Source organism: Mesorhizobium sp. DCY119, from assembly GCF_003590645.1.
GTDB lineage: Bacteria > Pseudomonadota > Alphaproteobacteria > Rhizobiales > Rhizobiaceae > Mesorhizobium_M.
On record NZ_CP031834.1, the window covers coordinates 3,404,956 to 3,420,611 of the forward strand.

Below are 15,656 nucleotides of genomic sequence, written 5' to 3' on the forward strand. Positions count from 1 at the left end.
CAGAAGCGAGCATGCTTTGTTGCAGCGAGGCCAGCCATGCCCGAATTTTCCAATATCGCGACCTTTGCCCTCCTCGCGCTCGGCATGGTGCTGACGCCAGGCCCGAACATGATCTACCTGATCTCGCGTTCGCTAAGCCAAGGGCCAGTTGCGGGATTGATCTCACTTGGCGGCGTGGCGCTCGGTTTCGTCTTCTACATTCTCTGCGCTGCCTTCGGCATCACGGCCTTGGTGCTCGCCGTGCCCTATGCCTATGACGCGCTGCGCTTTGCCGGCGCGCTCTATCTGCTGTGGCTGGCGTGGCAGGCTCTCAAACCCGGCGGGCGCTCGCCTTTCCAGGTGCGCGAACTGCCCAAGGACAGTCCGCGCAAGCTGTTCATGATGGGGTTGATGACCAACCTGCTCAACCCGAAGGTGGCAGTTCTCTATCTGTCGCTGCTGCCGCAGTTCATCGATCCGAAGGCCGGCAGCGTCTTCACGCAGCTTTTGGTGCTGGGTTCCGTGCAGATAAGCATCAGCGTGACCATCAACTCCATCATCGCGATCATGGCTGGTTCGATCGCGACCTTCCTGGCCGGACGCCCTGTGTGGGTTGTCATTCAGCGCTGGATGATGGGCACCGTGCTCGCCGCGCTGGCGCTCAAGATGGCGACCGAAGCGCAGCGATAACACTGCGCCCCATTATCAAACGGTCTCTCAGTCCATGTGGGCGGCGGCGGGAGCTCCACCTGCCGGCGCTACCTTTGGCTTGCGCAGCAGAAATGCCAGCGGGATGGCGCAGAGCGAAACGATCATCATCAGCTTGAAGTCGTTGACATAGGAGATCATCGCCGCCTGCTGGTTGACGATGTTGTCGATCTGGGACAACGCGGTGGGATCGCCGGCGGCGGCAGCAGGCGACAGAGCCTTCAGCGTCTGGTTGAACGGCGTGATGTTGGCCGAAAGCTCGGCGTGGTTGACCTGAATGTTGCGGGTCAGAATAACGGACACCGCTGAAATGCCGATCGAAGAACCGAGGTTGCGGACGAGGCTGAACAAGGCCGTCGCGTCAGTGCGGAAGCCGGGAGCGAGCGTTGCGAAGGCCACCGTCGACAGCGGCACGAACACCAGCCCGAGGCCGAGGCCCTGGATGACACCGGATTCGATAATCAGGTAATTGTCCATCTGCGGCGTGAAGCCGGACATGGTGTAAAGCGACTGCGCAACCAGCAGCAGCCCGGCGACGACCAGAATCCGGGCATCGACCAGCCGCACCAGACGGCCGACGAGAATCATCGAGATCATCGTGCCGACACCGCGCGGCGCCATCACAAGCCCCGTCGTCACCGTCGGATAGCCGAAGATGTTGGACAGCATGGGCGGCAGCAGCGCCATCGAGGCCAGCAGGATGACACCAACGAAAAAGATGAAGACCAGGCCGATCGCGAAGTTGCGGTCGGCGAATATCTTGGGATCGATGAAGGTATCCCTGCCGGTCGTCAGGTGAATGATGAACACCCAGAAGCCGACGAGCGACAGTCCGAGCTCGATCCAGATCTCGATGGAAGAGAACCAGTCGACCTCGGCGCCGCGGTCGAGCATGAGCTGGAGCGCACCGACGCCGAGCGAAAGCATGGCGAAGCCGAAGAAATCAAAGCCGCGCAGGCGCTTGGCGATGGACGGCAGATAGGCGGCCGAACCGAGAAAAGCGATGATGCCGACCGGCAGGTTGATGAAGAACACCCAACGCCAGTTGAAGCTGTCGGTAAGCCAGCCGCCGAGCGTCGGGCCGATGATCGGGCCAACCATGATGCCGGCGCCCCAGAGTGCCATGGCCTGGCCGTGGCGTTCCTTCGGGTTGATGTCGAGCAGAAAGGTTTGCGACAACGGCACGATGGCCGCGCCGAAAACGCCCTGCATCAGGCGGAACAGCACCATGCTTTCCAGACTCCAGGCGATGCCGCAGAGCATGGACGAAATGGTGAAGCCGACAACCGATGCGAGGAACAGTTCCTTGCGGCCGACGCGATCCGCGACCCAGCCGGTCACCGGCGTCATGATGGCGGCGGCGACGATATAGGACGTGAGAACCCAGTTGATCGTGTCGGCCGAAGCGCCGAGATCGCCGGTCATTGACGGCAACGCGACGTTGGCGATGGTGGTGTCGAGCACCTGCATCACCGTGGCCAGCATGATCGACACCGTAATCAGCCCGCGATGCGGGACTTCGGTGTGGGATGTCGCACTCATTGGACGTGGACCTGAATGTCACGCGTCCGCCGGAGAGCGGACGCGGAGAATGTGGTTAGGCCGGCGGATTTCCCGCCGTGATATTTACTGTGCCTTGCCGTCGGCCGCGTGCGCGGTCGGCAACAGGCCGGCAAAGCCGCGGCTGACGCCGGTGTCGACCGAAACCGAGGCGCTCATGCCGGTGCGCAGCGCGACGTCGAGGCCATCGGTGTTGACCTTCAGCCGGACGGGAATGCGCTGCGTGACCTTGACCCAGTTGCCGGTGGCATTCTGGGCGGGCAGCAGCGAGAACTCGGCACCGGTGCCCGCGCCGATCGCCTGCACGGTCGCCTTCAGCGGACGGCCCGGATAGGTGTCGAGCGTGATGTCGGCTTCCTGGCCCGGCTTCATGTTGGTCAGCTGCGTTTCCTTGAAATTGGCGTCTACCCAGGTGTCACCCGTCTCGACCAGGCTGAACAGCGCCGTACCGGCGCCGACGAACTGGCCGAGCTTGAAGGACGAAGCCTGCGCAACGATGCCGTCCGCCGGGGCGCGAACCGTGGTCTGGGCCAGCGAATAGGCAGCCTGATCGCGGGCAGCGATTGCTGAAAGCACGGTCGGATGCTTGTCGGTCTGGATATCCGGATCACCGCCAAGCGCCGCACGCGCACTGGCAATGCCCTGAACGGCAGCCGCATGCTCGTCCTGCGCCTTGGTCAGGTCGCGGCGCGCCTCGTCCAGCGAAGATTTGGCGTTGATGCCCTTCTTGGAGAGATCGGCAGCGCGGTCGAACTGCGACTGCAGAAAGACGATATCGTTTGCCGTCACACGCTCCTGCGACAGGGCCTGGCTGTAGGAGGCGCGAAGCCGCTCGACATCGAGGCGGGCGGCAGCAAGGGCTGCGTCGGCCTGCGCGAGCTTTATCCTGTAAGGCTCCGGATCGACCACGAACAGAGTGTCGCCTGCCTTGACCAGCTGGTTGTCGGAAACGTCGACCCCGACGATGCGGCCGGCAATTTCCGAGGCGATCGTCACCTTGGCCTGGCGCAGATTGGCGTTCTCAGTTTCCTGATAACGGCCACCGGTGACCCAGACGTAGCCACCGCCGACGACGAGCACCAGCGGCAGGGCCGCCATAAGGAACAGGCGGCCGAAACGGCGCTTCTTGCGAGCCGGCGCAGGCACCGGCTCGACGTTCAGCGTCTGGGGAATGGTTACGGGCGGGGTGAGCTTTTCGGCCTCGATCTCCGTCACTTCTTCTTTGTCTTTAACTTTAGACACGGCGTTCATGCTGCTGCACCCTTTGGCATAGTCTCGCACGACCCTTCGTCGTCCGAGAGATTACTTACAACCGTCGTCAGGCCGTGAACCAAGGTCTGGCGCTCTTCCTGCGAGAGGCCCTCGAGGGCCTGCTCGAAAACTTCACCGGCAACTCCTTTGACCGCCCCGAAAGCCTCCCGGCTCTTTTCGGTCGGGAAGATCATGCGGACGCGCCGGTCTGCTGCGTCCGGGCGGCGTTCAATCCAGCCACTCTCTTCCATGCGGTCGAGCAGACGCGAAACGCTGATCGGCTCGATTTCGAGCAGTTCAGCCAGGCGTGCCTGGGCAATTCCCTCGCTTTTCACCACCCTTACCAGCAGGCGCCATTGCGCCGCCGAGAGCCCAAGGCCTCTGCCGAGCGTTTCGAAACGCTTGCGCATAAGCCGTGCTGCATCATGGATGAGGAAGCCGAGTTTTTCTGTGCCGTCCAAAATCATGAGCGGGATATATTATGAGCATGCTCATGATTCAAGATACCAAACCACAGTGCTCGCAAATTTGTGATGCAGTGCACAATGATCCTGACAGAGTGCTGTCAACATGCGGCCGCCCTGGCTTGACTCGATCCAGTTCAACCCTACGCTGCCATCGAAATTCGGCATTTGGAGGGGATGTCATGAGGAAAGCGCTGGCGCTCACGCTAATGTGCATGGCCGCCGGGCTGCTCTTCACCGTCGCTTCGGCCATGGCTGCCCAGCGCACCATCTATCTGACCTTTGACGACGGCCCCCTGCCCGGCACGGAAACGATCCTCAAAGTGCTCGCGGACGAAGCCGTCCCCGCCACACTTTTCATGGTCGGCTCCCATGCCGAACTCACCCCAGAGCGCGGCGCGCTGGTCGCCAAGGCAAAATCACTGCCGTTGGTGACGGTCGGCAACCACAGCTACAGCCACGCCAACAACCACTACCGGCATTTCTATTCGAACACCGACCAGGTGCTCGAAGATCTGGCGCGCGCCGACAAGGTGCTGGGCCTGAAAGGTCCGCCGATCTATGCCCGCCTGCCCGGCCGCGACGTTTTTCGCCTGCCTGAAGTCTCCCGCAACGACGTCGCCATCCGTTCGGACGAGGAAGACCGGGAGATGGTGAGCTTCGAATTCGTCTCGGCCTATGGCTACTATCTCTACGGCTGGGACCATGAATGGGTCCATTATATTGACGGCAAGCCGGTTCAGAGCGTCACCAGTCTCGTCAGCGAAATAGATCACCTGTTCGGCTATGGCCGCTTGGTCAAGAAGAACAAGCTGGTGCTCCTGATGCACGACCAGATGTTCCAGGACGTCTTTCAGGGCGACAGCAATTTGCGAACCCTGATCCGGCTTCTGCGCCAGCGCGGCTATGCCTTCGGCGACATCAAGACCTATGACGACGATTGAGCCGGCGGTCTGTCGGCGAAGGGAAGATTGAAGGGTACGATGGCGACATTTGCTTAACCACCCTCGTCTATTGGCATGAGGTTCCAACGGCGCACCGGTGACCAAAGCAAATTTTTGCCGCATCTGCCCTCCCCAACTCCTTGACTCCAAAACCATGCGGGCCTATCTCACCGGCACGTTAGCACTCACCCAAGATGAGTGCTAACTACGGTCCGGTGATCCGGACGGAGGACTAGTTTCAACATCCGCACCAAGGATATTCAAAATGGCAAAGTCGAAATTCCGGCCGCTGCATGACCGAGTGGTCGTTCGCCGCGTCGAATCCGAAGCAAAGACCGCCGGCGGGATCATCATCCCCGATACGGCCAAGGAAAAGCCGCAGGAAGGCGAAATCGTCGCCGTCGGTTCGGGCGCTCGCGACGAAGCTGGCAAGCTGGTTCCGCTGGACGTCAAGGCTGGCGACCGCGTGCTGTTCGGCAAGTGGTCCGGCACCGAAGTGAAGCTCAATGGCGAAGACCTTCTGATCATGAAGGAATCCGACATCATGGGCATCATCGGCTGATTTCCCGGTAACCGCACCATCCACTCAGAATTACGGGCTGAAGGCCCAGGAGCACAAAAATGGCTGCTAAAGAAGTAAAATTCTCCCGTGATGCCCGCGAGCGTATGCTCCGCGGCGTCAACATCCTCGCCGACGCGGTGAAGGTCACGCTCGGCCCCAAGGGCCGCAACGTCGTCATCGACAAGTCGTTCGGCGCACCGCGCATCACCAAGGACGGCGTCACCGTCGCCAAGGAAATCGAACTTGAAGACAAGTTCGAGAACATGGGCGCTCAGATGGTCCGCGAAGTTGCTTCGAAGACCAACGACATTGCCGGCGACGGCACCACGACCGCGACCGTTCTCGCCCAGTCGATCGTTCAGGAAGGCCACAAGGCCGTTGCTGCCGGCATGAACCCGATGGACCTGAAGCGCGGCATCGATCTGGCCGTGGCTGAAGTCGTCACCCACCTCGTCAAGTCGTCGAAGAAGATCAAGACCTCGGAAGAAGTTGCCCAGGTCGGCACCATCTCGGCTAACGGCGAGACGGAAATCGGCTCGATGATCGCCGAAGCCATGCAGAAGGTCGGCAACGAGGGTGTTATCACCGTCGAGGAAGCCAAGACCGCCGAGACCGAACTCGAAGTCGTCGAAGGCATGCAGTTCGACCGCGGCTACCTCTCGCCCTACTTCGTCACCAACCCGGACAAGATGGTTGCCGAGCTGGAAGACGCCTACATCCTTCTCCACGAGAAGAAGCTCTCCAACCTCCAGGCCATGCTGCCGGTTCTCGAAGCCGTCGTGCAGACCTCCAAGCCGCTCGTCATCATCTCGGAAGACGTCGAAGGCGAGGCTCTGGCCACGCTCGTCGTCAACAAGCTGCGTGGCGGCCTGAAGATCGCTGCCGTCAAGGCTCCGGGCTTCGGTGATCGCCGCAAGGCCATGCTGGAAGACATCGCCATCCTCACGGGCGGCCAGGTCATCTCCGAAGACCTCGGCATCAAGCTCGAAAACGTCGGCCTGAACATGCTCGGCCGCGCCAAGAAGGTGTCGATCTCCAAGGAAAACACCACGATCGTCGACGGCGCCGGCAAGAAGGCCGAGATCCAGGGCCGCGTTGCCCAGATCAAGCAGCAGATCGAGGAAACCACCTCGGACTACGACAAGGAAAAGCTGCAGGAACGTCTCGCCAAGCTGGCAGGCGGCGTTGCCGTCATCCGCGTCGGCGGTGCGACCGAAGTGGAAGTGAAGGAAAAGAAGGACCGCGTCGACGACGCGCTGAACGCAACGCGTGCAGCCGTTGAAGAAGGCATCGTTCCTGGCGGTGGCGTTGCGCTGCTGCGTGCTTCGCTCGCCATCAAGGCTACCGGCGTCAACGCCGATCAGCAGGCTGGCATCAACATCGTCCGTCGCGCTCTGCAGGCTCCGGCCCGCCAGATCGCCACGAACGCCGGTGCTGAAGCTTCGATCGTTGCAGGCAAAATCCTCGACAACAAGGGCGCGACCTACGGCTACAACGCCCAGACCGGCGAATATGGCGACATGATCGCCATGGGTATCGTCGATCCGGTCAAGGTCGTTCGCACGGCTCTGCAGGACGCTGCCTCGGTTGCCGGCCTCCTGGTCACCACCGAAGCCATGATCGCCGAAGCTCCGAAGAAGGAATCGGCCGGCGGCATGCCGGGCGGTATGCCTGGCGGCGGCATGGGCGGCATGGGCGGCATGGACTTCTAAGAAGTCCATAAAGCACCTGTTTCTCAGGCAACATCTACGGAAAGGGCGCCCTCGGGCGCCCTTTTTGCTTTGGAAAAAAGATTCAAAAAAATTCGCAACCGATGGAACCATCTTTGCGGCCGTGCATTTTACGGGTGTCGAAAGCTATCCAAAATGGAGAAATCCACAAGGAAAAGCCAAGACAAAAAAGCGCTCCCCCATCCTCAAACGAGATGCGGGGAGCGTTTTTGTTTTCCGCCATCATTTTGATTTCATGTAATTTTTCGATTTTTTCGCAACCAATCCGGAACAGTCTCGTTGTGGAGGGCAAACAAACCCGAAACAGGAGATGCGGCCATGGTGAACAAGGATCAGATCAAGGGCGTTGCCAAACAGGCCAGCGGCGCCGTCAAGGAAGCCGCCGGCAAGGTAACTGGCAACAAGAAGACCCAGGCCGAAGGCACGGCTGAAAAAGTCGCCGGCAAGGTCCAGAAGGGCTACGGCGACGCCAAGGAAAAGATCAAGGGCGCGCTCTGATCTCCTTCACGAGCGCCCTTTGGGAAAAGGCGGCGCCCAGCGCCGCCTTTTCCACGTTTGGGGCTCGCTTGGTAAAGTGATGCCGGGCCAATGGAGGACGTCATCGCGCTTGAACAACAGTACCTCCAAGTGCCTCACCGCATCAGTTCAAAACCTTCCATACACAGCTTCAACACGCCTGCATTCTGCGCCGCCTTGGCCATCGACATGGCGCCGGAATAAGAAGCAACAGTGAAAGCAGCAAAGCGCTCTGGATTGGTTTGCCGGTCTTCCACGCCGCTTTGCTGGTCGCGCTTGATCTTTTCGGCGATGGCCTGCTGCCATGCGTCGAAAATTTTCGCCAGTGCCGCGCGAAATTCCGGATCGGCCAGCGACAATTCATGCGCAAGATTGTTGAGCGGGCAGCCGCGCACGAAACCCTGCTGCTCAAGTTCCCCCGCCACTGCGACAAAAACCTGTCGTACCCCTTCCCGCGCCGTGTTCGCCGCCTCGACCGGCCCGATCCAGGTTTCCGCAACCGCCGTCGCAACCCTTTCGTTGATCACGGCCAGCCCGAGCGCCTTCTTGGTTGGGAAATGGTGATGCAGTGCCCCGCCCGACACGCCTGCCGCCTGCATCAGGTCGCCCAGGCTCGTTGCGTTGTAGCCACGCGCCTGAAACGCTTCTTCCGCAACATCCAGCACCTTCTGGCGCATGCCTTCGGGGTCGTTGGTGCGGGTTCTGGTTCGTACAGCTTTTGCCATTCGACTTTCTCTGGCCACGGGAAACCGGCTGCAAAATACCAGATTGACAAAACCGGGCAACCGGTTTGTTATTAAAACAGGTCAACCGGTCTGTTTTAAAGAGGGAAAGATGTCCGAGCACCCAAGCGTAACGCTCGCAACCGCCAGCGAACTATTCTCGCCAGTCGTCGAACTGCGGCAATACATGCTGCATCCGGGCAGGCGTGACGAATTGATCGACCTTTTCGACACGCATCTGGTCGAAACCCAGGAAGCGACCGGCATGAAGGTCATCGCTCAGTTCCGCGATCTCGACCGGCCCGACCATTTCGTCTGGTTGCGCGGGTTCGAAGAGATGGCCGCTCGCAAGGCGGCGCTCGAGGCCTTTTATGGCGGCCCCGTCTGGGCTGCTCACAAGGATGCAGCTAACGCCACCATGATCGATTCCGACGATGTGCTGCTGCTCAAGCCGGCGTGGCCGGCCAGCGGCTTCGATCTCTCGGGCAAGGTGCGCGATCTGCCTGGAAAGGCGCAAGCGGAAACATTGATCACTGCCACGATCTGCCACATCACGCCGGCATCCGAAGCCGAGTTCATTGCACTGTTCGAAAGCGAAACGATCCCTCTCCTCGCTCGTCTTGGCGCTCCGCTCCTTGCCGGGTTTGTCACGGAGCATGCTGAAAACACCTTTCCACGCCTGCCGGTCAGGAGCAGCGAGAACGTCTTCATCGCTTTCCAGATTTTCGAGAGCGCGAAAGCGCATGCTCTTTATGAGGCTGCATTGAATTCAGACCCATCATGGGCTGATAGCCTGCTGCCCCGGCTTCTGGGTCATTTTTCCGGACCTGTACAACGGCTTCGCCTCGTGCCGACCGAGCGTTCGCTGCTTTGAACCGATTAGGATTGGCCTTGCCTCCATTCTTCACTTGAAGCCCATTGTGCAAAGCGGTAGGCCGTTGCCGGCATTGAAAAATTTCCGGGAGACTGGTCCGTGAGCGCAGGCAAGACAAGAACCGAAACCGACACGTTCGGACCGATCGAAGTGGCGAGCGATCGCTACTGGGGCGCGCAGGCCCAGCGCTCGCTCGGCAACTTCAAGATCGGCTGGGAAAAGCAGCCGCTTTCCGTCGTGCGTGCGCTCGGCATCGTCAAGCGGGCAGCCGCCGAAGCCAATATGGATCTGAAGCGCCTCGACCCCGCGGTCGGCGAGACGATCGTCAAGGCAGCGCAGGAAGTCATCGACGGCAAGCTCAACGATCACTTCCCGCTCGTCGTCTGGCAGACCGGCTCGGGCACCCAGTCGAACATGAACGCCAATGAGGTGATCTCCAACCGCGCCATCGAGATGCTGGGCGGCGTGATGGGCTCAAAGAAGCCGGTCCATCCCAACGACCACGTCAATATGAGCCAGTCGTCGAACGACACCTATCCGACGGCCATGCACATCGCCTGCGCTGAGCGCATCGTTCACGACCTGCTGCCGGCGCTGAAGCACCTTCATGCCGCACTCGACGCCAAGGCGAAGGAATTCGACCACATCATCAAGATCGGCCGCACCCACACGCAGGATGCAACCCCGCTGACGCTCGGCCAGGAGTTCGGCGGCTATGCCGCGCAGATCGCCTCCTCGATCAAGCGCATCGAATTGACCCTGCCAGGCCTGTGCGAACTGGCCCAGGGCGGCACTGCCGTCGGCACCGGGCTCAACGCGCCGGTCGGCTTTGCCGAAAAGGTTGCCGAGCGCATCGCCGCGATCACCGGCATCGACTTCGTCACCGCTCCCAACAAATTCGAGGCGCTGGCAGCCCATGACTCGATGGTGTTCTCGCACGGCGCCATCAATTCGGCGGCTGCGGCCCTGTTCAAGATCGCCAACGACATCCGCTTCCTCGGTTCGGGCCCGCGCTCTGGCCTCGGCGAACTGTCGCTGCCGGAGAACGAGCCCGGCTCGTCGATCATGCCCGGCAAGGTCAATCCGACCCAGTCCGAGGCGCTGACGCAGGTCTGCGTGCAGGTGTTCGGCAACAACGCGGCGCTGACCTTCGCGGGCAGCCAGGGCCATTTCGAGCTCAACGTCTACAATCCGCTGATGGCCTACAACTTCCTCCAGTCGGTGCAGTTGATGTCTGACGCAGCGATCTCGTTTACCGACAACTGCGTCGTCGGCATCGAAGCGCGTGAGGAGAACATCAAGGCGGCACTCGACCGTTCGCTGATGCTGGTGACGGCACTTGCCCCGACGATCGGCTATGACAACGCCGCCAAGATCGCCAAGACCGCGCACAAGAACGGCACCACGCTGCGCGAAGAAGCGGTCGGCGGCGGTTATGTCAGCGATGCCGACTTCGACCGACTGGTGCGGCCGGAAGACATGACGCGGCCGGGATAGAGCGCAAAATCTTTCCTATCGTGAACGATGTGTCGACAAATTCGAGGCTTTGGTGAACAGCCGGGATCGTCTATCTTAGGGCCATAAACCCTTATGGAGACTCCCATGTCCACCAACTCTTCCGCCGCCGACTCCGGCATTGCTGCTAACGCCTCGGCCGCCATTCTGGTTGGGCGTGTGCTGATATCCATCCTGTTCATCCTCGCCGGCTTCGGCAAGCTGACTGCGATCGGCGGCACCGCCGGCTTCTTCGAAAGCCTCGGCCTGCCGATGCCGACGGTGACTGCCGTCGTCGTCGGTCTCGTCGAATTCTTCGGCGGCCTCGCCGTTCTGGTCGGCTTCAAGACACGTATCGCCGCGATCCTGCTCGCCGTCTTCACGCTGGGTGCAACTGCCGTCGCCCATCTCGACTTCTCGCAGGCCGGCAACGCGCTGATGCTGCAGAAGAACCTCGGCCTCGTCGGCGGCTTTATTTTCCTCGCCGTCATCGGTGCCGGCGCTTACTCGATCGACGGACGTGGCCGCTAAACCGGCTTCCTGAACTGCCAAAGGCCCGGAGCGATCCGGGCCTTTTTCTTTCGCGGCATCATTGGGTGACATTTTTCGCGTCTGAGCGCATTCTTGGCAATCGACGCGGACAGGCCCATGCCGACCAATATCGTATTGCTAATCGCCCGGCTCCTGCTTGCTGCCCTGTTTATCCCGGGCGGCTATGGCGCACTCACAAACATCGCAGGCACGGCCAGCTATTTCGGCGGGCTTGGCTTCCCCCTGCCCACCCTCGTCGCCTGGGGTGTCGGGCTTTTCGAACTCATCGCCGGCCTGCTGATCCTCGTCGGCTTCCAGACCCGCCCGGTATCACTGCTGCTTGCGGCCTTTTCAGTGGCTGCCGGCATAATCGGCCATTACGGCCAGGGTGGCGGCGATCCAGCGCTCGCTTTCATGCATTCGCAGGCGCTGATGAAGGATATCGCCATAGCCGGCGGCTTTCTGGCGCTCTCGGCTGCAGGCGCCGGCGCATTTTCGATCGACGCCAAACGCGGCTGAAAAGCGGATTGCTCTGCCTTACTTCACCGGAACGAACTTACTTCACCGGAACGAAGGGCTGCTCGCCCTCGATCATCAGTTCCAGCCTGCGTCCCGTAAGCCGGGCAAGCTGCGCCAGACGCCCGGCCGGCCGTTCGCCGGTCAGGCCGGCATGCGACTTCGGAATGACCAGCGCCAGCGCGCCATTGTCACGATTTTCCCATCGAAGCTGCGGGATCACACCCGGCATGGAGGCCGAGAACAGATAGACGACGCGCAGCATCGCGCCGAGCAGCCTCGCACGCTCGATGTAGCGCGGCGGCACCAGCGCAAGCAGTTCGGCTGCCGCTCCATCGTTGAAGATGCCTTCATGCCGGTAAAGATTGGCCAGCGCCAGGAACACTCGACCCGGATGGTCGACGCCGATGAAGGAGGCATGCGCAATGATGTTCAGCGACTGCTTGCCCCGATATTCCGGATGCGCTCGCCAGCCGATATCGGCGAGAAGGCAGGCGGCATGGCGATAACGCACTTCGTCCTCAGTCTCGTCGATGCCGAAGGCCGCGAAGGACTGGCCGGTCCATTGCACCAGTTCATGGGCATGCATGACCGACCGTGCGCGCAGCCGCGCCAGTTCCTCGGAGGCCGAAATGAGCGGGTCCGTGCGCTGTTCGCTACGCGACAGCAACGAATAGAGGAAACCTTCACGCACGCCGAGCGCCGATACCACGATCTTCGACGGCTTCATCGCCGCGATGATCTCGAGCAGCACCGCCGCGCCATAGGGCAGCAGCGCGCGACGGTTCTTCGAGATGCCCTCGATGCCCTTCATCTTGTCAATGTCGCCTTTGGCGACCTGACGCAGGAACGGCAGCGAGCTTTCGATGCCCATCTCGTAGTGGTGCATCACGTTGAGCGGATAGTTGATCGTGTTCATGTGGAGGCGGGCGAGGTTTCGCCAGGTGCCGCCCACGGCGTAGAAAACCTGGCCCTGCCCGCCTTTCAGCAGCTTGGCACGCGCAAGTTCGTCCCGCGCGATCTTCGCTGCAGCTACCGGCGAATTCTTCGACATATCCTGCAGACGCAGGCCACCGAGTGGCAGCGTTATGCCCTGGCCGATCTTTTCGCCATCGACGCCGACCAGTTCCAGGCTGCCACCGCCAAGGTCGCCGGCGATGCCATTTGCGGGATGGAAGCCTGAAATAACCCCCAACGCCGAGTAATGTGCTTCCTCGCGCCCGGTAAGCACCCTTATTTCGGTGCCCAGGATCTGCTGCGCCCGGTGAATGAAGTCCGGTCCGTTCTCGGCCTCGCGCGCCGCAGCCGTCGCGATCACATGCAGTTCCTCCGCGCCTGCCTGATCGGACAGGGCGCGAAACCGCCGGAACTCCTCCACGGCGCGGGTTACGCCCTCCGGATCGAGCTTGCCCGTCGAAACGATGCCGCGACCAAGGCCGGCCAACATCTTTTCGTTGAACAGAACCGTCGGAGAACGGGATATGCCTTCATACACGACAAGACGGATCGAGTTCGACCCAATGTCGATGATGGAAATCGGTCGGCGATCCTGAAGCCGACCCTGGGATTGTGCAATCATCAGCTACCGGTTGCGCTGGACTTCTTGCGCCGCTTGAACTGCGCGATGCGCTTGGGCGCATGCGATTTCAGTGCATCTCCCCGCCCAGACAGGCTCGGATTCGTCATGAAATATTCCTGCGCGTTGAACGGCTCTTCCCCCTCGTCCAGCACTATGCGCCGCGAGGTACCGTCAGCCAATACTTCGAAACTTTGCTGGTTGTCCATGATGTTTCCGAGCATGATCTGGCCAAGCACCTGTTCATGCACAGTTGGATTGGTGATCGGAACCATGGTTTCGACGCGGCGGTCGAGGTTTCGGGGCATCAGGTCGGCCGAACTGATGTAGACGATGGCGTCGTCCGAAGGCAGGCCATGGCCGTTGCCGAAGCAATAAATCCGGCTGTGCTCGAGGAAGCGGCCGATGATCGATTTCACCCGGATGTTTTCAGAAAGTCCCGGAACCTGCGGCCTGAGGCAGCATATGCCGCGCACGACCAGGTCGATCTCCACACCCGCCCTGCTGGCGTCGTAGAGCGCATCGATGATCATCGGATCGACCAGCGAATTCATCTTCAGCCAGATCTGCGCCGGCCGGCCTTCCAGGGCGTGAGAAACCTCATCGGAAATGTGTTTCAGAATCCGGCTCCGCAGCGTCAGCGGCGACATCGCCAGATGCATCTCGTCGGCCGGCTCGGCATAGCCGGTGATGAAGTTGAAGAGCTGCGCGACATCATGGGCGATGTGCGAATCGGTCGTGAAGAAGGACAGATCGGTGTAGATGCGGGCGGTGATCGGATGATAATTGCCGGTGCCGAGGTGGACATAGTTGCGCAGGCGGTTGTCCTCGCGGCGCACCACCAGCGACATCTTGGCGTGCGTTTTCAGCTCGATGAAGCCGAATACGACCTGCACGCCGGCACGCTCCAGATCGCGCGCCCAGCGGATATTGGCCTCCTCGTCGAAGCGCGCCTTCAACTCGACCAGCGCCGTGACCGACTTGCCGGCCTCCGCCGCATCGACCAGCGCGCGCACGATCGGGCTGTCGTTCGAGGTGCGGTAGAGCGTCTGCTTGATCGCCACGACATCGGGATCGGCAGCAGCCTGGCGCAGGAACTGCACCACCACGTCGAAGGATTCGTAAGGGTGGTGGACGATGAAATCCTTCTCCCGGATGGCGGCGAAGCAATCGCCGCGATGGTCGCGGACACGTTCGGGAAAGCGCGGGTTGTAGGGCGTGAATTTCAGGTCGTCGCGCGGCACGGCGACAAGTTCGGAAATCTGGTTCAGCGCCAGCGGCCCGGTCAGCACGCTGATGCGCGAGGAAGAAACGCCAAGTTCCGTGGCGACGAATTCCCGCAGTTCATCCGGCATCTGACCGTCGAACTCGATGCGGATCACCGAACCGCGACGCCGGCGCTTCAGCGCCGTCTCGAACAGCCGCACCAGATCTTCGGCCTCTTCCTCGACCTCGATATCGCTGTCTCGGATGATGCGGAACGTGCCGGAACCCTTGACCTCATAGCCGGGGAAAAGCTTGCCGATGAAGATGTTCACCGTCTCTTCGATAGGGATAAAGCGCACGCAGTTCTTGCGATCCGGCAGACCGATGTATCGCCTCAGCGCAGTCGGCAGGCGCAGCAGCGCCGTCATTTCCTCGCCGTTCTTGCGGTGACGCAATTGCAGCGCGATCGAGAAACCCAGATTGGGAATGAACGGGAAAGGATGCGCCGGGTCGATGGATAGCGGCGTCAGGACCGGAAAGACCTGTTCCTGAAAATGGTTTTCGAGCCAGGTCTTCTCATCCTTGGTCAGCGCATCACCGGTGATGCTCTCGATACCTTCCTTCTTGAGCAAACCGATCAGGCCGGAAAGGCTTGTCTGCTGGTCTTCCTGAAGGCGACCGACCTCGACAAGAAGCTGTTCGAGCTGCTGCTCGGGCGTGCGCCCGTCGGGGCTTTTGATGGAGATGTTTTCGCGTATCTGCCCGGCAAGGCCGGCAACGCGAACCATGAAGAATTCGTCGAGATTGGCGGCCGATATCGACAGGAAGCGAACGCGCTCCAGCAGCGGATGGTTCGGGTTCTGTGATTCTTCAAGAACGCGGCGGTTGAACTGGAGCCACGAGAACTCACGATTGACGAAACGGTCCGGATTGCCTGCGGACGCATCGCCGTCGGCGGTGCTGACGGTGGTGAATTCGGCCTGGACCGGTCTTAGCTCGTTCATGTCCCTCTTTATCCTTTAT

The 15,656-nt window shown here is 61.0% G+C and carries 15 protein-coding genes; 9 read left to right on the forward strand and 6 right to left on the reverse strand.

The annotated features are described in order from the left end of the window. Positions 1–36: 36 nt before the first annotated feature. Positions 37–669, forward strand: coding sequence for a LysE family translocator (locus DZG07_RS16520; protein WP_091912079.1), 633 nt, complete (start codon positions 37–39; stop codon positions 667–669). Positions 670–696: 27 nt separating this feature from the next. Here the strand turns inward: DZG07_RS16520 and DZG07_RS16525 are convergent, their stop codons facing one another. The 3 genes from DZG07_RS16525 to DZG07_RS16535 form a co-directional block, all read right to left on the reverse strand. Then, positions 697–2,229, reverse strand: coding sequence for a DHA2 family efflux MFS transporter permease subunit (locus DZG07_RS16525; RefSeq protein ID WP_091912081.1), 1,533 nt, complete (start codon positions 2,227–2,229; stop codon positions 697–699). An 84-nt stretch (positions 2,230–2,313) separates the two neighbouring features. Further along, positions 2,314–3,498 (reverse strand): HlyD family secretion protein, encoded by a 1,185-nt coding sequence (locus tag DZG07_RS16530; RefSeq protein WP_091912082.1) that lies wholly within the window; start codon positions 3,496–3,498, stop codon positions 2,314–2,316. Beyond that, positions 3,495–3,965: a MarR family transcriptional regulator gene (locus DZG07_RS16535; RefSeq protein ID WP_091912083.1), complete on the reverse strand. Its 471-nt coding sequence runs from the start codon at positions 3,963–3,965 to the stop codon at positions 3,495–3,497. Before DZG07_RS16535 ends, DZG07_RS16530 begins: the two co-directional genes overlap by 4 nt. A gap of 179 nt (positions 3,966–4,144) precedes the next feature. On the opposite strand from DZG07_RS16535, the gene DZG07_RS16540 reads away from it, so the two are divergent. The 4 genes from DZG07_RS16540 to DZG07_RS16555 all read left to right on the forward strand — a co-directional run bounded on the left by DZG07_RS16540 (position 4,145) and on the right by DZG07_RS16555 (position 7,696). Then, a complete protein-coding gene (locus DZG07_RS16540; protein WP_245429500.1) occupies positions 4,145–4,906 on the forward strand; it encodes a polysaccharide deacetylase family protein in 762 nt (253 codons plus the stop codon). A 265-nt stretch (positions 4,907–5,171) separates the two neighbouring features. Next, positions 5,172–5,468, forward strand: coding sequence for a co-chaperone GroES (gene groES / locus DZG07_RS16545; protein WP_056100728.1), 297 nt, complete (start codon positions 5,172–5,174; stop codon positions 5,466–5,468). Positions 5,469–5,527: 59 nt separating this feature from the next. After that, complete coding sequence (gene groL / locus DZG07_RS16550) at positions 5,528–7,180, forward strand: chaperonin GroEL (RefSeq protein WP_091912087.1); 1,653 nt, start codon at positions 5,528–5,530, stop codon at positions 7,178–7,180. A 336-nt stretch (positions 7,181–7,516) separates the two neighbouring features. Further along, positions 7,517–7,696 (forward strand): CsbD family protein, encoded by a 180-nt coding sequence (locus tag DZG07_RS16555; RefSeq protein WP_197716866.1) that lies wholly within the window; start codon positions 7,517–7,519, stop codon positions 7,694–7,696. A gap of 134 nt (positions 7,697–7,830) precedes the next feature. Here the strand turns inward: DZG07_RS16555 and DZG07_RS16560 are convergent, their stop codons facing one another. Then, complete coding sequence (locus tag DZG07_RS16560; RefSeq protein WP_119821815.1) at positions 7,831–8,391, reverse strand: TetR/AcrR family transcriptional regulator; 561 nt, start codon at positions 8,389–8,391, stop codon at positions 7,831–7,833. Between the two features lie 91 nt (positions 8,392–8,482). Here DZG07_RS16560 and DZG07_RS16565 point away from each other — a divergent pair, with 91 nt between their 5' ends. From DZG07_RS16565 to DZG07_RS16580, 4 genes are all read left to right on the forward strand, one after another. Then, positions 8,483–9,310 (forward strand): NIPSNAP family protein, encoded by an 828-nt coding sequence (locus tag DZG07_RS16565; RefSeq protein WP_348626386.1) that lies wholly within the window; start codon positions 8,483–8,485, stop codon positions 9,308–9,310. 99 nt (positions 9,311–9,409) lie between these two features. Continuing rightward, complete coding sequence (gene fumC / locus DZG07_RS16570; protein WP_119818770.1) at positions 9,410–10,807, forward strand: class II fumarate hydratase; 1,398 nt, start codon at positions 9,410–9,412, stop codon at positions 10,805–10,807. A gap of 105 nt (positions 10,808–10,912) precedes the next feature. Continuing rightward, the gene (locus tag DZG07_RS16575) at positions 10,913–11,335 is read left to right on the forward strand and encodes a DoxX family protein (RefSeq protein WP_119818773.1); all 423 of its coding nucleotides are present in this window, start codon (positions 10,913–10,915) and stop codon (positions 11,333–11,335) included. 117 nt (positions 11,336–11,452) lie between these two features. Then, a complete protein-coding gene (locus DZG07_RS16580; RefSeq protein WP_119818776.1) occupies positions 11,453–11,854 on the forward strand; it encodes a DoxX family protein in 402 nt (133 codons plus the stop codon). A gap of 37 nt (positions 11,855–11,891) precedes the next feature. On the opposite strand, the gene ppx is transcribed toward DZG07_RS16580, so the two are convergent. Together ppx and DZG07_RS16590 are read right to left on the reverse strand one after the other, a co-directional pair. Continuing rightward, a complete protein-coding gene (gene ppx / locus DZG07_RS16585) occupies positions 11,892–13,430 on the reverse strand; it encodes an exopolyphosphatase (protein ID WP_119818779.1) in 1,539 nt (512 codons plus the stop codon). Then, positions 13,430–15,637 carry an RNA degradosome polyphosphate kinase gene (locus tag DZG07_RS16590; RefSeq protein WP_119818782.1) on the reverse strand — a complete coding sequence of 736 codons (2,208 nt, stop codon included), beginning with the start codon at positions 15,635–15,637 and terminating at the stop codon, positions 13,430–13,432. Before DZG07_RS16590 ends, ppx begins: the two co-directional genes overlap by 1 nt. Positions 15,638–15,656 lie beyond the last annotated feature (19 nt).